General features: G+C 62.0%; 16 protein-coding genes. 7 read left to right on the forward strand and 9 right to left on the reverse strand.

Translation table 11 applies throughout. From position 1 onward, the window contains the following. Window positions 1–214: 214 nt before the first annotated feature. The 3 genes from AOG28_RS13570 to AOG28_RS13580 all read left to right on the forward strand — a co-directional run bounded on the left by AOG28_RS13570 (window position 215) and on the right by AOG28_RS13580 (window position 3,121). Window positions 215–1,078 (forward strand): lipopolysaccharide kinase InaA family protein, encoded by an 864-nt coding sequence (locus tag AOG28_RS13570; protein WP_063124274.1) that lies wholly within the window; start codon window positions 215–217, stop codon window positions 1,076–1,078. 361 nt (window positions 1,079–1,439) lie between these two features. Next, entirely contained in the window at window positions 1,440–2,033 is a 594-nt protein-coding gene (locus AOG28_RS13575) for an OmpW/AlkL family protein (protein ID WP_054556795.1), read from the forward strand. Between the two features lie 347 nt (window positions 2,034–2,380). Next, window positions 2,381–3,121: an OmpW/AlkL family protein gene (locus tag AOG28_RS13580; protein WP_082388799.1), complete on the forward strand. Its 741-nt coding sequence runs from the start codon at window positions 2,381–2,383 to the stop codon at window positions 3,119–3,121. A gap of 145 nt (window positions 3,122–3,266) precedes the next feature. Here AOG28_RS13580 and AOG28_RS13585 read toward each other — a convergent pair whose 3' ends face one another. After that, window positions 3,267–4,271, reverse strand: coding sequence for a DMT family transporter (locus AOG28_RS13585; RefSeq protein WP_054556796.1), 1,005 nt, complete (start codon window positions 4,269–4,271; stop codon window positions 3,267–3,269). Window positions 4,272–4,427: 156 nt separating this feature from the next. On the opposite strand from AOG28_RS13585, the gene AOG28_RS13590 reads away from it, so the two are divergent. Next, entirely contained in the window at window positions 4,428–6,134 is a 1,707-nt protein-coding gene (locus AOG28_RS13590; protein ID WP_054556797.1) for an aminotransferase-like domain-containing protein, read from the forward strand. A 39-nt stretch (window positions 6,135–6,173) separates the two neighbouring features. Here AOG28_RS13590 and AOG28_RS13595 read toward each other — a convergent pair whose 3' ends face one another. Continuing rightward, window positions 6,174–7,049, reverse strand: coding sequence for a carboxylate/amino acid/amine transporter (locus AOG28_RS13595; RefSeq protein ID WP_054556798.1), 876 nt, complete (start codon window positions 7,047–7,049; stop codon window positions 6,174–6,176). On the opposite strand from AOG28_RS13595, the gene AOG28_RS18275 reads away from it, so the two are divergent. Next, complete coding sequence (locus tag AOG28_RS18275; protein ID WP_152965425.1) at window positions 7,048–7,614, forward strand: DUF6314 family protein; 567 nt, start codon at window positions 7,048–7,050, stop codon at window positions 7,612–7,614. The two genes, AOG28_RS13595 and AOG28_RS18275, sit on opposite strands and share 2 nt — an antisense overlap. Before the next feature lie 139 nt (window positions 7,615–7,753). Here the strand turns inward: AOG28_RS18275 and AOG28_RS13605 are convergent, their stop codons facing one another. From AOG28_RS13605 to AOG28_RS13635, 7 genes are all read right to left on the reverse strand, one after another. Next, window positions 7,754–8,437: an alpha/beta hydrolase gene (locus AOG28_RS13605; protein WP_054556800.1), complete on the reverse strand. Its 684-nt coding sequence runs from the start codon at window positions 8,435–8,437 to the stop codon at window positions 7,754–7,756. A gap of 211 nt (window positions 8,438–8,648) precedes the next feature. Beyond that, window positions 8,649–9,461, reverse strand: a complete 813-nt coding sequence (locus AOG28_RS13610) for a haloacid dehalogenase type II (protein ID WP_235507038.1) — start codon at window positions 9,459–9,461, stop codon at window positions 8,649–8,651. A 550-nt stretch (window positions 9,462–10,011) separates the two neighbouring features. Next, window positions 10,012–10,278, reverse strand: a complete 267-nt coding sequence (locus AOG28_RS13615; RefSeq protein WP_054556802.1) for a hypothetical protein — start codon at window positions 10,276–10,278, stop codon at window positions 10,012–10,014. A gap of 516 nt (window positions 10,279–10,794) precedes the next feature. Then, window positions 10,795–11,127: a hypothetical protein gene (locus AOG28_RS13620; RefSeq protein WP_054556803.1), complete on the reverse strand. Its 333-nt coding sequence runs from the start codon at window positions 11,125–11,127 to the stop codon at window positions 10,795–10,797. 115 nt (window positions 11,128–11,242) lie between these two features. Further along, on the reverse strand, window positions 11,243–11,575 hold the full coding sequence (locus AOG28_RS13625) for a hypothetical protein (protein WP_054556804.1): 333 nt from the start codon (window positions 11,573–11,575) through the stop codon (window positions 11,243–11,245). A 90-nt stretch (window positions 11,576–11,665) separates the two neighbouring features. Further along, window positions 11,666–11,998, reverse strand: coding sequence for a hypothetical protein (locus AOG28_RS13630; RefSeq protein WP_043335406.1), 333 nt, complete (start codon window positions 11,996–11,998; stop codon window positions 11,666–11,668). 86 nt (window positions 11,999–12,084) lie between these two features. Beyond that, window positions 12,085–12,426, reverse strand: coding sequence for a hypothetical protein (locus AOG28_RS13635; RefSeq protein ID WP_054556805.1), 342 nt, complete (start codon window positions 12,424–12,426; stop codon window positions 12,085–12,087). Between the two features lie 1,266 nt (window positions 12,427–13,692). Here AOG28_RS13635 and AOG28_RS13640 point away from each other — a divergent pair. Further along, a complete protein-coding gene (locus AOG28_RS13640; protein WP_054556806.1) occupies window positions 13,693–14,994 on the forward strand; it encodes a DUF1853 family protein in 1,302 nt (433 codons plus the stop codon). A 269-nt stretch (window positions 14,995–15,263) separates the two neighbouring features. Beyond that, on the forward strand, window positions 15,264–16,604 hold the full coding sequence (gene brnQ, locus AOG28_RS13645; RefSeq protein ID WP_054556807.1) for a branched-chain amino acid transport system II carrier protein: 1,341 nt from the start codon (window positions 15,264–15,266) through the stop codon (window positions 16,602–16,604). Window positions 16,605–16,675 lie beyond the last annotated feature (71 nt).

Below are 16,675 nucleotides of genomic sequence, written 5' to 3' on the forward strand. Positions count from 1 at the left end.
GCGACCGACTGGCGCACCCAAGCGCCGCCAGCCGCCGCGCAGCAAGCCATCACGCCCCCGCGCCATTGACGCGCTGGGAACGAGAGTTTTGTGCCGCAGGCCTGTCACTTCCCCAGCAGGCTAACTATCATGGCCAGTCATCGCAGCGCTCACCGACAAGGACTGCCAGTGAACGCTTACCGCCTATCACCCGAGACCGTGATTCCTACCTGACATGACGCATCGCTCCCCCATTCATCCCTCTGCTGGTCACACCGCCACCACCAGCCCCAGCGCCACGGCGCCGCGCGGCCACGGCGATTACTGCGAAGCCGGCCTCGCCCGCCTGCTGGAGCAGCACGACCTCAATAGCTTCGATGCCCTGTGGCAAGTGGCAGCCCACGACGTCGACGCGCCGAATCGTGAACGCGGCGGCGTCTCGACGGTTTCGCTGCTGACGCTCGAGGATGAGGACGGCAACAGCCATCGCCTCTATCTCAAGCGCCAGACCAACCACCTGGGCCGCAGCCTGGCGCGCCCACTGGGCGAACCGACCTTCTCTCGCGAATGGCGTGCCATCCGCCACTATCACGCGCTGGGAATACCGGCAGTGGACGCCGGCTGGTACGGCGAGCGGCGCGCAGGCCGGGAATGGCGCGCCATCCTGATCACCTTCGATCTCGCCGGGCGCGATGATCTGGACCACTGGCATGAACGCTGGGCGGAACTCGATGCCGGCATGCGCTCTCAGGTCATCACCGCCAGCGCCCGCCTCGTGCGCGAGATTCATCAGGCTGGCCTGATGCATGGCTGCCTGTTCCCCAAGCACCTCTTCCTCAGTCGCCCGCCGAGTGAGTCGCCGGCCAGCACCTGGCAGATGGACGCCGTCATCATCGACCTCGAGAAGACGCGCCGCTTCGTGCTGCGCCGCCACGAGTGCCTGCGCGATCTCTACGTGCTGTGGCGCCGCCTGAAGGGCTGGCAGCACGATGAATGGCGACAATTTCTTGCCGTCTATCGCGATGCGGATGCGCAGAGCGCCGAGGTCAGTCAGTGGCTGAAAGAGCTGGAAGCACGCGCCGCACGCAAGCGTCGCTGAGCCTGCAGAGGCCGGCGACGATCTTTGGCGTAGTGAGTACTAACCTCGCGCACGGCATGCGACCAAGGTCTTGGTCACCTTGCGCGAGGATGAATGGGGATGTCGCTCGAATGCGTCATCACAAGTCTCACTCGTGAGACATTAAACTTCCCTGAAATAATCGGTAACATCCGCTAACAAGACGCCTAATAAGTTTTCAAACAACGTTCTAAAAAAATGCTTGCCAAACAGAACGCTGTTTTTTATAGTTCGCAGCGTCCCCTGATCGACGCAGCCACGCAGAGCACACGGCCCAAGCCGTAGGGTAGCGAGGCACTGCTGACAGGCAGCTCACGAAGCCAAGCTTCAAGGAGAACTACACATGAAAGCTATCAAGATCCTGACCGCTACTGTTATCGCCGGCACCATGGCAATGGGCGCACAATCCGCCATGGCATATGGCAAGGGTGACATCTTCCTGCGCGGTGGCGTTGCCAAGGTCGACGGCAAGAGCAACAACGGCAACGGTCTGATCGCCAAGGACGAGTCTGGCTTCGCCGGTTCCGTGGGCTACATGTTCCACGACAACCTGGCTATCGCCCTGCAGTCCACTGAAGAATTCAGCACTGACTGGGAAAACAGCGCCGGTGGTTTCGATCAGATGCCGATCAACCTGATGCTGCAGTACTACCCGCTGGGCGGTACTGAAGCCCGCGTCCAGCCGTACGCTGGTGTCGGCCTGAACTACACCCACTTCTCCGGTGAGTCTGCCGGTGGCCAGAGCATGGACATCGACGACAGCTACGGCGCCGCTGCCGAGCTGGGTGTGGACCTCAAGATCACCGAAGCCTGGGCCGTCAACGGCTTCGCTCGTTACGCCGACGTCAAGGCCGATACCAAGATTGCCGGTCAGGACGTGAACGACACCGAGCTGGACCCGGTCACTGTCGGTGCCGGTGTCACCTACCGCTTCTAAGTTCTTGCACGAGGCGTGAACATGCCTCCAGCGAGTACCTGGCAAGCCGTGTGATGCCGCATCATTCACTAAAGCGTCAGCGATGGAGCTCGGCAACGCCGAGCCGTCCAGGCGCCAGATGGGCATCACACACAAACGCCGCAGACCTTCGGGTCTGCGGCGTTTTCGTTGTGGGCAGCCAACGGCCACATGGCCTATCTTCAGCGGCGCGGCGCAGAAATTGACCTGGATCAACCACGCCCCTGACCGAGCAAGAACGCCCGTAAACTCTTGCCCCAGATCAAATTTCTCGAAATTCGGCTACCTAGAATGAGGGCATTGTTTCCCGCCATCCTTCAGGAGCCATCATGTCCGACGTCGTCACTCGCTCAGCCTCCCTCCCCGCGCACCTGACTTCGCGTAGCCCGCGCTCTGCAGCACGCCCGTGGCAGATTCTGGCACTGGCAGGCCTCACCAGCCTCGCGACTCTCGGCGCCACACCGGCCATGGCCGCCGAGTCGCTGAATGCCAACTCTCACAGCTCTCTCAGCTCTCTCAACTACGGCGCCGGGCAGTTCTGGACGCGTGCGGGTGTCGCCAAGGTCTCGCCGAAGAGTGACAACGGTAGCATCGATGCCATCGGTGCCGACGTGGATGTCGATGATGACAGTGCCTTTGCCTTCACTCTCGGCTATCGCTTCACCGACACCTTCGGTATCGAGCTGCTGGCGGCGCAGGATTTCGACCACGACATCTCGCTCAATGGCCAGAAAGCCGGTTCCGTCGATCACCTGCCGCCGACCCTGACACTGCAGTACTACCCGCTTGGCGGACGTGAATCGCGCATCCAGCCGTACATCGGCGCGGGCGTCAATTACACCCACTTCTCCGACGAAACCCTCGACGATGGCACCAAACTCGAGATGGATGACAGCTGGGGCGCGGCCGCACAGATCGGCGTCGATCTGGTGATCAACGAGCACTGGGCGGCCAACGTCGCCGCCTGGTATCTGGATATCGATTCCTATGTCACCGTGGCGGGCAGCGTCAACGACAAGGTCGAGATCGACCCCATCGTGACCATGGCCGGGATCAGCTATCGCTTCTGATCAGCCACTTCCTGGCTAGCGCTTCTGACTGGCCAGAAACGACAACGCCCCGCCAGCCCATCTCGGGCCGGCGAGGCGTTGTGCTTTGTACTTGGTGCGTTGTGCGTTGTGCGTTGTGCGTTGTGAGTTGTGCGCTCGGCACGCCTCAGCGCGGGGCGGCCTGCCCGCTGTTCGTTGCCGAAACCTTGGAAGTTGCTGAAGCTGTTGAGGCTGAGGGCGCTGAGGGAGTTGAAGTTGAAGGCGAAGGCGGCGTGGCGTCCTCCGCCGGCGCCTTGCTCACCTTGCCCGGACGCGGGCGGTCCAGCACCAGTCCCAGCACCACCAGTGCCGCACCCGCCACCATCAGCGAAGTCCACTGTTCATCGAACAGCCACCATGCCATCAGCGCGGCGCACGGCGGCACCAGGAAGAAGGTGCGCGCGACCTGATGGGCCTCGCCCCGCTCCAGCATCAGCATCAGCAGCCAGATGGCACCGACCGAGATGGCGATCACCAGCCAGGCCATGGTCAGCAGCAGACGCGGCGTGGGGTCAAAGGCAAAGCTGCCGACACTGGTCGCGGCGACGACGAATACCGCGCCCGCACCGAGATACTGGAACATCAGCCCCTCGACCAGCCCCATGCGCCCGGAGACCCGCTTCTGCCACAGCGTCGAGCTGGACACGCCGATCAGCGCCACCAGGCACCAGACGAGCCCGATCAGCGGCCACTCCAGGGTGCCCGCGCCATCCTTGGCAAGCCCTGCCCCCAGCACCAGACTGACGCCAATGGCGCCACAGCCAAGCCCCGCCCACTGCTTGGCGCCCAGCCGCACGCCGAACAACGGCAGTGACAAGGCCGCCGTCACTAGTGGATGCAGGCTGACCAGCAGTGCCGTCAGCCCCGCCGGCAGCCCCGCCTTGACCGCCGCGAACACGCCGCCCAGGTAGGCGCCATGCAACAGCATGCCAATGCCCATCTGCGCCAGACGGTCATTGCGCCGCCCCCACTGACGCGGCTTGCGGCGCAGCCATAGAATCAACCCCAGCACCGGCAGCACCAGCAGGCTGCGCACCAGCAGCAAGGTGAAGGGTTCAGCGTCCAGGGTACCGAAGCGCGCGGCGATGAAGCCGCTGGCGAACAGAAACACGAAGCAAAGTGGCATCCACATCACGCAGACTCCAGCGAGAGAAATGACAAGCGGTCGGCCCGGGGGCAGGTGCAGGACGTGCACCGACGGGACCACGACATGAGCCTTCAGCTTGCCGCGAACCCTCAAGGGGGCACAAGATACAGATAATCACCATTTCAAGGGGTACAGACAGGCATGTCATCCGCCGAGCACGCTTCGTCCGCCAGCCGCCCTTCGCTTGCAGGCCCCGCCAGCAACTCAACCACCAGCTCAATCGCCAGCTCAGGCGCCACAGCCGCGACGCTGCCGCGCTATCAGCAGCTGGTCGAGCGGCTCAAGGCCCAGATGGCGACGGGCAAACTGAGCGCGGGGCAGCGTCTGCCTTCGCTCAGGCGGCAGGCGGCGCAGTCGGGGCTCGGCCTCAACAGCGTGATTCGTGCCTATGGCGAGCTGGAGGCGGCGGGCCTGATCATCGCCGAACCGCGTGCCGGCTATCGGGTCGCGCCATCGACGCAGGCTGCTCACGATACGAATGACCTGAATGGCGGCTCACAGACCAGCCCGGCTTCATCTCGTCACCCCGGCGAATCGCAGCACGGGCAGCGGGAGTCACATCACAGGCCACGTGCCATCACCACGCTCACCATCAGTGACCCGGCCTGGCAGGCGATGGCGAATGCCAGTGATCCGCGCCTGGCGCCGTTGGGTGCCGCTCACCCGGAGCTGGACGCCCCCGCCGTGCGTCGCCTGTATCGTCTGGCGCGCACTCAGCTCGGGGCGCATGCCCAGCATCCCAGCGCCTATGCCCTGCCGCCGGGCTCGAATGCGCTGCGCACCGCCATCGCCCAGCACCTCAGCCACCACGGCCATCCCTGTGACAGCGATGCCCTGTTGATCAGCCAAGGGGCGCAGCATGGCATGTCACTGCTGCTCGGCCAGCTGCGTGCCGCCAAGGGCCGCTGTCGGGTCGGCGTCGAAGCGCCGGGCTATTTCGGTATCGTGGCCGCCATCGAAGCCCAGGGCCATCAGGCGATCGCCATTCCTGCCCGCGCGCACCAGGGACTGGATGTCGAGGCGCTCGAGCGCCTGCTCGAACGTCATGATGACAAGACGCCCGCCCTGACGCTGGATGCGCTGATCGTGACCGCGGATGGCCACAATCCCCTGGGCGGACAGCTGAGCACGTCAGATCGCCACCGCCTGCTGGCACTGGCGGCCCGCCACGCCATCCTGCTGGTCGAGAACACCACCTTTGCCGAGCTGAGCTTCGATACCCGCCAGCCGTGGCTGGCCGACCTCGCCCACCGCCATGCCGACAGGCCGATGCCTGCGCTGATCAGTCTCGGATCATTTTCCAAGACGCTGGACCCCCGCACCCGCTGCGGCTGGCTGTGGCTGTCACGGCCCGAGCAGGATTCACCACTGGGGCTGCAGGCGATGATTCGGGCGCGCTGGGCCAATGGCATGGGCGACATGCCATGGATGCATGCCGCCCTGAGCGAACTGATCACCAGCGGGGATTACGGTCGACACGTACAGCGCATGCGACGCTGCTATGCGAGGCGCCTGGAGCGTCTGCGCGCGCACCTGAGCGCAGCGCTGGGTGACAGCGTCTGGCTGCCGCCACCGAGCGGCGGCTATCTGCAATGGTGTGGCCTGCCAAGCCTTGAGGCGCGCCAGCTTGAGCAGTTGCATCAGGACCTGCTGAACGCAGGCATCGCCACCCTGCCCGGCAGCCTGTTCAATGCCGAACAGTCCGGCCTGCGCCTCAATGCGGCCCAGCTCGGCGAGGAAGTGACGCAGAGCGCTGCGCGGCCCTCTGACACGGCTCCCCGCCAGCAGGACATACTGGCGCGCCTCACCGCTCACCTGCAAAAAGCCCTCGCACAGGGCGAGGGCTGATTGAGGTGCGATGTCTGGATTTGCTTATGGCACAGACTTTCAGGCAATGCGCAGCGCCTGCTCGCGGCGACGCGCCCACATCTGGTTGATCACCAGTGCCGCCACGATGACCGCCCCACCCAGCGCCAGACGCGCCAGGTCGGCGTCGCGGTTCCAGATCAGCAGATTGACCAGCAGGCCCGCCGGCACCAGCGCATTGTTCATGATCGCCAGCGTGCCGGCATCGACCCGGGTTGCGCCCTTGTTCCACAGGAAGTAGCCCAGCCCCGAGGCCACGATGCCCAGCCAGCCCAGCACCACGAAGTGCACCGGCTGCGACGGCAGCTTGTCGGTACTGCCGAACAGCAGGAACATCACGATCACCAGCGCCAGCGCGCCGAGATAGAACCAGCCGAACACATGGCGATGGGCGACATCCGCCGGCAGCTGCGGAGCGACCTGACGGTAGGCCACCTGCCCGATGGCAAAGCACAGATTGGCGCCCTGCACGACCGCAAAGCCGAGCCAGAAGCCGTCACTGACCCCGTCGTAGCGAATGATCGCCGCACCCAGCACCGCAATCGCGGCGGTCAGCAGGTAGAATGGCGACAGGCGCTTGTTCATCAGGTCATCGAGCAAGGTGATGTAGATGGGCGTGAAGATGGTGAACAGCAGCACTTCCGGCACAGGCAGCAGTAGGAAGGAGCGATAGAAGAAGATGTACATCAGGCCGAGCTGGATCGCGCCGATGGCCATCAACTGGAAGCGCAGACGACCGCTGATCGCCCGCGGGCGCATGAATGGCGCGAAGATCAGGCACGCCAGCGCGATACGCGTCAGTACGGCCAGATAGCTATCGACCTGACCGGACAGATAGACGCCGATCAGGGAAAACGAGAAGGCCCAGAGGGCCGTGACACCAATCAGGTAGGACATGACGAGTAAACCCGGTAGCCAGAAGAAGTTGACACCAATTGTAACCCTCTATGCGCTGCTCGCGCAGATCCACCGGCTGGATTTTTCGTCACGCTCCGGCCCGGCCTCGCGCAATGCCTGGTCTGGCCAGGGAAGCGGCGAGGTGACGGTCTCTCGAGAAGCCGCTGCTTTCCCTCATGACGGGGCACGGCAGGCGACTCAGCAAGAGGCGGAGAGCGTGGTATTTCTCGAGCAGGGCCAGTTCCAGCTCGAGGGCCAGTCATCCAGCGTCAACTTCCACAACCGCTATCGCTGGCAGCTGGCCGCGGATGGCGAGGCGCTGTCGCTCAGTCATGAGCGTCGTGGCCGCGATGCCGCCGTCTTTCTGTTCGACCTGGTGGCCGACAACGCTCGAGGCGAAGATCACTTCGTCAGTCGTGAAGCGCATCTGTGCATCGATGATCTCTACGCCGCCACGCTGGTCATCGTGCGTGATGAGGCGGGCAATGCCCGGGGCTTTGATCTCGACTGGCGCATCACCGGCCCGCGCAAGGATGAACACCTCGCCTACCGCTATCGCTGCTGAGCGCGACCAGCATCTGACATGAGGGCTGTCGGCGCATGACGGGACCGCTGGCAGCACACGAAAACGCCGCTGACGAATCACTCCGTCAGCGGCGTTTTTGCTCTGGCAGTCGATACTGACAGTCGATCCTGGCAGCCGATCAGGCCAGCAGACGCACCTTGAACCACTCACCGATCGCCTCGATTTCCTCGAGACACACGGCGTGCGCCATCGGCCAGGTCTGCCATTCCAGCGGATGACCCAGCGCACGCGCACTCTCGGCGCCCGCCTCACCCAGTGCCAGCGGCACGATATCGTCATGGGTACCGTGATGGACACTGATGGCCAGGCCCTGATTGGCGGCGCTCGGCGCAATGGTCGCGCTGGTCGCGAAATAGGTCGAGAGCGCCAGCAAGCCGCCCAGCGGGCGCTCGCAGCTCAACGCCGCCTCATAGACCACCGCGCCGCCCTGGGAGAAGCCGGCCAGAATGATGCGCTCACTGGCGATGCCCTGGGCGATCTGCTCCTCGATCAAGGCATGCACGTAGGCCGCGGATTCACGCAGCTGCACCTCATCGACGCGCCGCCCGAGATTCATCTCGAGAATGTCGTACCAGGCCGGCATGCGCATGCCGCCATTGACGGTCACGGCCAGCTCCTGTGCATGCGGGAACACGAAACGCACGCCGTGATTCTCGGGCAGACCCAATGCAGGCACCACGGGCACGAAATCACTGCCGTCAGCACCCAGGCCGTGCAGCCAGATCACGCAGGCATTCGCCTGGGCGCTCGGCTCGATGATCTGAGGGGCACGGTGGCCATGCTGCTGTGATGCGTCACTCATATTCAGCTCCGGTCGGTAAGAAGGGGAATGCCGCCCAGCCTACCATTGACGCCGTCATCTGCCATGCGATGAGGCCGGCAATCTCACCATGAACAGGCAAATTCCCCTGTCACTTGACGCCCGCCAGCCTCACCAATGCCACAAACGCCATGATGACAGGATATCTTCAGCACCCGTCGATCAAGGATTCTGTCAATCAAGGGTTCTGATACTATTGCAGAATGTCGGCCAGTTCGTTCACATCCTTCACGATATGATCGGGCTTCTTTGACAGCGGGAACAGGGCCTTGCCCGGGCGGGCGATGAACGTGGTCTGCAAGCCCGCCTCCTTGGCGCCCGCGACATCCCAGCCATGTGCCGCGACCATCATGGCTTCCTCGGGTTCGACATCAAGCTTGTCCAGCACCCATTCATAGGAACGCAGGTCCGGCTTGTAGATCTGGATATCTTCAATGCTGTAGCGCGCATCGAAATACGGCAGCAATCCCGCGTTTTCGAACTGCGCCTGGACGCCCTTGTTGGACGAGTTGGTCAGGCTGACGATCTTGTAGCCTTCAGCCTTCAGCCTGGCCAGACCTTCCTTGACATCAGGGTGAGGCGGGAGTGTCAGCAACGGGGTGATGATGGCCTTCTTCGCCTGCTCATCCGTCAGCTCGACACCGTTGTTCTGCGCGACCACCCGCAACGAGGCGACACCGATCTGCCCGAAATCGTGGTAATCCCGAGTCACGGTAGACACCAGAGAATAATGCAGCATGGTCGAGAACCACAGGGGCAGAAGGTCTTCTCTTCCCCCCAGTGCCTCGCCGACGGAAATGCGCATCGAGGCAAGATCCAGCAGCGTTTCATTGACATCGAAGATCAGCACCTTGGGCTTTTCGACGACATCACCCGCCATCACACTCCCTGACATCAGACCAACACCCAACACCAATGAACCTGCCACTTTCTTGAGTTTTCCGCGCACCATCATGGGCCTCCACTTGATTGATATCATGGCATCCTGCCTCGGGATATCCGACATGCAGGCCGGCAATCAACAACGTTTAATCACCGTGATGCATCATGACATCCATACAGTGAACTGCCGATGAATCCTTACGAATCATCTGGAAAACCCTCAGCATATTGCGGGCATCAAGCAAGGCGCCATGCACAGAGTCGACCAACCACTTGCTGCGCCCTTCTGGAATCCTGGCATAAAAAAACCCGCCATGGTGGCGGGCAATGAATGTCGGGACAGCGACACCCAGGACAGGAAAGCGTTTGAGAAAGGGTTTTGCCACCAGGTCGTTCTAGAGGGGATGGTGGAGGGCCCCAAAGCCCTTGCTCAAGCGTTCTGTTCACTATCCAAGTGTCTCTACGTCTGGGATATTTCCTTTCGCTCTCCCTGAATTTCAGTAGTCACTGGCTTGCGCATCAGTGCCTACGCCTTCAATCGTCGCTGCGCGGTGATTCAAGCAGCGGGAATCAAATCACAGCGCTTCAATTGTTTCGCAATGACAACTTGTGGCATGAAGTCATGTGAAGCGTGTCATGTGAAGCGAGTCGTGTGAGCCGTCAGCATCGAAAACTCAGCGATGGTCGGCGTCGATATCGACTGCACCATGCACATCACTATCGGCAAACACATTGCCACGACTGGTGATCAGAATGTCAGGATTTGCGGCGTAGCGCTTTTCGCTCTTCTGGTAATCACGCACTTCGCTGTGAATGCCGTGAGATTGAGCGCTATTGAATCGCACGTTACTGCTGTCATCAGTGCTGATATCGGCACTGGCCAGACCGCTGGTGGCGAGGGCAAACGCTGCCAGGCCGTGAGTCATGAATGACTTGATCATCTTTCTATCCTCCGTACATTTTCACTATCGAGTTGCCATGAAGTGACACATCATTGATCACTTCATGTACTGCGTATATCCAGGGGGGATATCTATCAGAGTTGATACCTGACATCACCCACATGAACAATTATCAAAGACCATCAACAGGCACTACCCACAAGGATGCGGCTTACGATGGCGCGATATTCAGGCTTGCCCATGGCGGGACCCTTCTACGTCATCGTACGAGGCACGTTGCGTCGCTGCGCGGGATGACTCCCGACAGATACCGGCCATTTCAGGAAGGGTCAGACTGTCGTTTCACTTCGCGACGAGGTATCACCTAGCGATAAGTGTCAGTGACACTGCCTTACGACTGGCTTGTTCACGCTTTTAGATCGTCAAGCTCTAGCTGCTTAAAACTCTTGCTGCTGCTCATGACGACACTTGCTGCGGGGACACTTGAGTCAGTTGCTGCTATGCGTAGTCACGAATCAGAGCGGGGCTCAGACAACCTGAACCAGACAATCTGGCTCAGACGCTTTCGCTCAGAGCATGCTGGACGCGAGTCGCGGAAACGCTCTTGCCAGCATCGTTGACGAATTGCTGTGAGTCAGACGCCAAGGTCTCGCGCTGACCTTCGATCGCAGCATCGTTCAAGGAGCTTTCGACACGGCCCGCAGCAACGCTCATGCCGGTATCGGCAAAGGTGGCTTGCTCGGCGGCGGCGGACTGGGCCTGGCCGTGGATGCCGGATTCGCTGAGCGCAGAGCGCACCTGAAGGTCAGCGACGCTGTCTGCAAAGGCAGCACCGGTGGCAGCAACGGAAAGCGCGGTGGCGGCGATGAGGGTATTGAGCATTTTCATGAAATATCTCCAGTGAAATCTTTGTTCGGGTCAACCGGGCCAACTGGGTCAAAAAGGTCAGCCAGGTCGCAAGCAGAGTCCTTGTTCGCTGCCGTCAGCGTGACGGCGCGACGCATCAGGCGTTGTCGTTCAGAGCATGCTCGACACGTGACGCGGCAACGCTCTTGCCGGAATCATTGACGAACTGCTGGGTGTCGCGAGTGACCTGCGCCTGCTGGCCCTTGATGGTCTGGCTGTTCAGCGCCTGCTCGACACGGCTGGCCGCAACGCTCTTGCCTGCATCGGCGATGGCCTGCTGCTGAGTGGCTGTCTGCTGGGCCTGACCGTGGATCACGGATTCGCTGATGTTGGCGCGAACCTGCTGGTCGGCAACGCTATCGGCATTGGCGACGCCAGTGGCGGTCACGGACAGGGCAACGGCGGCGATAAGGGCATTGAGGGTTTTCATGAGATGACTCCAAAAAAGGTGAATAGCGAATAGATAAAAGGGAGATCAGTGCTGCTGTGGTCCTGGGGTCATGAATCAGGACCTGCAGACTCAGGCGTTGTCGTTCAGCGCATCTTCAAAGCGTGATGCCGCGACACTCTTGCCGTTGTCGTTGCTCAGGCTTTGGCCGCGGGAGACGGCGTGCGTCTGTTCACCCTTGATGGTGTCGGCGTTCAGGGACTGCTCGACACGGTTGGCAGCGGCACTCATGCCGGACTCGGCAGCATTCAGCTGCGTCGCGGCGGGCTGCGCCTGGCCGTGGATGACCTGTTCGCTCAGTGCGGCACGCACCTGGGCATCGGCAACACTTTCATCAGCGGTGGCAACGCCGGTGGCAGCAATGGAAATGGCAGCGGCGGCGATCAGGGAAGTCAGGGTTTTCATGATGATTCTCCAGAAATGGGCAAAGTCGAATGTCAGGTGAGGCGATGTTCGGGGGTCACTGAGTTGTCAGCGTGACCTACCCGGCTTCAGGCGTTGTCGCTGATGTGCTGCTGAACGCGGCTAGCGGCGACGCTCTTGCTCTGATCATTGACGGTGGCGTTGGCCTGGGACACGGCAGCGGTATCGACGCCGCGGATGTGGTCAGCATTGAGCGCCTGCTCAACGCGACCGGCAGCAACGCTCATGCCCGTTTCGGAGAAACTCTGCTGCCTGGTGGCAGCCGGCTGAGTCTGGCCCATGATCTGCTGGCTGCTGATGGCGTTCTGGACGCGCACGGCGGCAGGGCTATCGTCGGCTGCTAACACGGAGGTGCTGGCAGTGGCGATGGCGACGGTAGCGATCAGAGTCTTGAGGGAAATGTTTTTCATGGTGTATCTCCTGGTCCTGGTGCGGATGCTTCCGCTTTGAGTCGTTGTCAGTCAGTGAAGGAGTGGTTTGCTGACCCCTGTCCGGGTCCTGGCCTTCACTGTCTGTGGTGCGTGCTGCGTTTCGATGATTAACAGACTAATTGTTATGCTGCGTTCAAACTAGCCGTGCAACTGGAAGCTCACTGTTTCTCTTTGAGCAACGCCACTGGAAACGAACGGCCTTCCCCAGCGCTTGCCCCTCCTGCCCCTCTCATCACCCATAAAGCTATTGCAGCGGTTCTGAAAAAGACTTGTACAACATGGAGAGTGCAAGAATTCCTTGTTTACGTGCTGGCCCATCCCCTTGAGCGGCGCTTCGGCCTGGCAGATCACTATCGACTTTGGTTGAGGAAGACAGTGTCTCGCCCACCACCTTGGTCGAACATACTGCACGCTGCAGGGTGTGTCTTGCTGTGCTGATGAGTTATACGTCGGCACAGCAGAACTGGATGCCACAAAAACAAGAAAATGCGTATTTTTCTTTCTGCCTTGGCTGATACGCCTGAAAACAGCGTCTAGCAGCAAGAAATTGTGCACATCAATCTTTACGAATATTCATTGACCGATTGTTCAGGGTGTGGGTTCTGCCCCTCACACTGTCAGTCGGTGACGCCTTGCCCACTGATGTCGAGAAGATTCATGTCGCTCGACAACCAAGAGCTCGAGGTCAGTACCGCCTCATCAGCCCTGCATATTTGCTGCAACGTTGATGGAGTGCATTGTGAACCTCGCGAGCCGCGGGATATATCCCCGCACCGGAACAGGATTGATTCCCCCAGCGAATCAATTCAGCGCTCTTCCAACCCGGACTGAAGCACCCTCACTCACCCACGCGAAGTAATCCCAACGTTTTCAATCGCTTAGGCGACCCACGCAACGATGTCAAAATGATGACAGCCTGGGGACTGCCGTCGCATTTCCGTCGGCGGACAGCAGAACGTGTTGGAAGAGCGTCAAGAAAGCGGTGAGAAAGTGTCGCGTGAGCAGCGCAAGACTGGCGTAAAGGGTGTCGTAATAACTGGCGTAAAGAGTGGCGAGTGAGGAAAAGGAGCGAGAAGACAGAGCGAGAAGACAGTGGAAATGGAGAAGGGAGTAGATAGAGAGAGGAAAGGAGCGCCAGCGTGACACCACGGCCGGCAAGCAGCACTCGGCTCGGTTCACACAGGGCCAGCCCCGAACAGTGCCACGCATTATCGACCGTCATCCGACGTGGGATACACTGGCATCATGCCTATCGAGCCCGAAGCCCCGCCCCATGCATCGCCCGATGCAGCCGAGTCATCGCCCCCTTTTGCCCAATGGGCCGACTCCCCCTGTGCGGCCGGCTGCGACCTGCGCCGCGACTGCGCGCGCTACAGTCACCCGCGCGTCAGGGATATCGCCTGGCTTCTGAGTGCCCCGGATCTCTTGCAGCCTGCGCGTTACCCACGCCCGTCCCTGGCGGCACTCGGGCTGGAGGATGGCCGCGTCCGCCACCACTGGCTGATGACACTGGAGCAGGCGCCCCACGCGCTCGAGACCGCCGTGAATGAGCGCCGCCACTATCGCCTGGGCCACTACCACGAGCGGCTCTGGCAATTCGTGCTGGCACATGCGCCCGGCAGTCGCCTGCTGGTCAACAACCTCAGGATTTCCCAGGGCAAGATCACGCTGGGCGAGCTGGACATGCTCTATCTGGCGGCGCAGGACACGGCACCCACGCACCTGGAGGTCGCGATCAAGTTCTATCTCGGCCTGCCCGAAGGCCCTGAAGCGGCCGACAGCCCGGCACGCTGGATAGGCCCCGGCGGCGCCGACAGCCTCGCCATCAAGTATCAGCGTAGCCTTGAGCATCAATTGCCCCTGGCCTATACCGAGCGCGGACAGCAGACGATTCGCCAGGCACTGGCAAGACAGGCACTGGCCAGACAAGCAGACGTAAATGCGACGAACTCGCCTCTGGCAGAAAGCCCGTCTTCCCCGCTGCTTGCAGGCCAGCAACTGGCATTGCCCGGTTGCCTGTTTCGCCCCTGGCAGCCAGATATAGCTCCCGCCGACACGCTGCCCCCGCCCCGCCATTGCCATCCCGAGAGTGCGCGCCAGGCCGGCTGGTGGATGAGGGTCAGCCAGTTTGCTGCCTTCTGTCAGACCCTCGAGGCCTCCCCGATGCATGGCGGCCCGCTGCTGGGCTGCGTCAGGGAAAAACCTGCCTGGCTGGCCGCCCCGCCCGTGGCGTCGCTACAACCATGGCATGAACTGGACCGCTGGCTGCGCGATCACTTCGTGCCACCTGCCGCCGCTGACGACCTCAGGCCGGACGAACCTGTTCAGCAAGTCACGGCGGCTCAGCAAGACGCGGCGGCTCAGCAGCACAGCCGCCAGCGCACGCATCAACACCCCCGCCAGCTGTGGCTGGAGCGCAGCGTGGCGGCGCCTGACGGCGAGCCGACCACCGCCAGCTCACCCCGCCAGCAATGGCGGATCTTCGTGGTGCCGGACGACTGGCCGAGCTTCATTCCACTACCGCCCCCACCACCTGCCGCGCAGTGAGCCTGCCGCGTGACTTGCTGGCGACTTTGTCTTGCTACGTGAAATCAACGATAATGCGCCGCGTCAGATCAGGGTGGCGACAATCCGTCAGCCTGATCTCGCCATTCGGCCCGCGCGCAACACTACCCCGCTGCTCCCGGGTCTGCTGGTGACCCACCCCTGTCGCTAGCCAACGGCTTCTCGGCACGTCTTCTTGCCTGACCGACCACCTCATCGGTCACCTGATGACGCCTGCTGCAACGCATCTGCTGAATCCGTAGGACGTCATAGTGAAAACACGACTTTCCAGCCTCGATATCGTGGCGCTGGGCTTCATGACCTTTGCCCTCTTTCTGGGCGCAGGCAATATCATCTTCCCGCCTCAGGTGGGTCAGGGCGCGGGTGCCGAATTCTGGCCGGCGGCACTGGGCTTTCTGGCCACCGGTGTCGGCATGCCGCTGGCCGGTATCGTCGCGGTGGCCGTGATCGGCGGTGGCCTCGACAAGATCACCTCGCCGCTGCCCAAGTGGGCGGCCGCAGCCTTCGGCGTCGCCATCTACCTGTCCATCGGGCCGATGTTCGCGATTCCGCGCACCGGCACCGTGGCCTTCGAGATGGGCATGCGTCCCTTCATCGACATGTCAGCACAGAGCGGCCTGGCCCTGCATTCGGTGCTGTTCTTCGGCATCGCCACGCTGATCGCGCTGAGCCCGGGCAAGTTGATGGATGTGGTCGGCAAGTGGCTGACGCCGCTGTTGATCGCGCTGCTGGCGCTGATCGCGCTGTTCACCATCATCGACCCGCAGGGGCCGCTGGGGCCGGTGAGTGCTGAGTGGGCCGAGGCGCCGTTCATGACCGGCTTCCAGCAGGGCTACCTGACCATGGATGCGCTGGCCTCGATGGTGTTCGGCATCCTGATCGTCTCGGCGATCAAGGCACGCGGCATCACCGCGACCGCTGACGTGACCCGCTACACCCTGTGGGCCGGCGCCATCGCCGCCATCTGTCTGGCCGCCGTCTACCTGCCGCTGACCTACATGGGCGCCACCAGCCATGCACTGGTCAGCGAAGCCGCCAAGGGCGAACTGATCCCGGTCTACGTCGAGGCACTGTTCGGCGATGCCGGCAAGCTGATCCTGGCGCTGGTCATCACCCTGGCGTGCCTGACCACCGCGGTGGGCCTGTTGACCTCCTGCGGCGAGTTCTTCCATCGCCTGCTGCCGAGCGTGCCCTACCGCCTGCTGGTGATCGTGATGGCCGTGGCCTCGGCGTTGATCGCCAATCTGGGCCTCTCGACCCTGATCAGCGTCTCGATTCCGGTACTGGTGACGCTCTATCCGCTGGTGCTGGTGCTGACGCTGTTGTCCTACCTGCGTCCGCGCCTGCACGATGCGCCGCGCGTGTTCGCCTGGACCCTGGGCCTGACGCTGCTGGTCAGCCTGCTGGATGGCTTCGAAGCCAGTGGCATCGACTCGCTGATGGCCATCTCGCACCGCATCGAGCCGCTGCTGCCGCTGGCCTCGATGAATCTGGGCTGGCTGGCGCCGGCGCTGGCGGGGCTGATCATCGGCATGCTGGCCAGCCGTCGTGACCAGACGAACCTGGACCCGGCATTGGCCGCGCAGGACTGAGGCTCACGCCAATCAGTCGCGCAGCGTGACCAGAAACACGAAAGCCCGCCTCTCCAACGAGAGGCGGGCTT

The sequence above is a fragment of the Cobetia sp. UCD-24C genome, from assembly GCF_001306765.1.
GTDB lineage: Bacteria > Pseudomonadota > Gammaproteobacteria > Pseudomonadales > Halomonadaceae > Cobetia > Cobetia amphilecti.

Coding starts and splice junctions, on each gene's coding strand:
- AOG28_RS13615 (WP_054556802.1), bottom strand. CDS start 10,278: ATGATCAAGTCATTCATGACTCACGGCCTGGCAGCGTTTGCCCTCGCC.
- AOG28_RS13590 (WP_054556797.1), top strand. CDS start 4,428: ATGTCATCCGCCGAGCACGCTTCGTCCGCCAGCCGCCCTTCGCTTGCA.
- AOG28_RS13605 (WP_054556800.1), bottom strand. CDS start 8,437: ATGAGTGACGCATCACAGCAGCATGGCCACCGTGCCCCTCAGATCATC.
- AOG28_RS13610 (WP_235507038.1), bottom strand. CDS start 9,461: ATGTCGGATATCCCGAGGCAGGATGCCATGATATCAATCAAGTGGAGG.
- AOG28_RS13575 (WP_054556795.1), top strand. CDS start 1,440: ATGAAAGCTATCAAGATCCTGACCGCTACTGTTATCGCCGGCACCATG.
- AOG28_RS13595 (WP_054556798.1), bottom strand. CDS start 7,049: ATGTCCTACCTGATTGGTGTCACGGCCCTCTGGGCCTTCTCGTTTTCC.
- AOG28_RS13630 (WP_043335406.1), bottom strand. CDS start 11,998: ATGAAAACCCTGACTTCCCTGATCGCCGCCGCTGCCATTTCCATTGCT.
- AOG28_RS13570 (WP_063124274.1), top strand. CDS start 215: ATGACGCATCGCTCCCCCATTCATCCCTCTGCTGGTCACACCGCCACC.
- AOG28_RS13635 (WP_054556805.1), bottom strand. CDS start 12,426: ATGAAAAACATTTCCCTCAAGACTCTGATCGCTACCGTCGCCATCGCC.
- AOG28_RS13580 (WP_082388799.1), top strand. CDS start 2,381: ATGTCCGACGTCGTCACTCGCTCAGCCTCCCTCCCCGCGCACCTGACT.
- AOG28_RS18275 (WP_152965425.1), top strand. CDS start 7,048: ATGACGAGTAAACCCGGTAGCCAGAAGAAGTTGACACCAATTGTAACC.
- AOG28_RS13620 (WP_054556803.1), bottom strand. CDS start 11,127: ATGAAAATGCTCAATACCCTCATCGCCGCCACCGCGCTTTCCGTTGCT.
- AOG28_RS13625 (WP_054556804.1), bottom strand. CDS start 11,575: ATGAAAACCCTCAATGCCCTTATCGCCGCCGTTGCCCTGTCCGTGACC.
- AOG28_RS13640 (WP_054556806.1), top strand. CDS start 13,693: ATGCCTATCGAGCCCGAAGCCCCGCCCCATGCATCGCCCGATGCAGCC.
- AOG28_RS13585 (WP_054556796.1), bottom strand. CDS start 4,271: ATGTGGATGCCACTTTGCTTCGTGTTTCTGTTCGCCAGCGGCTTCATC.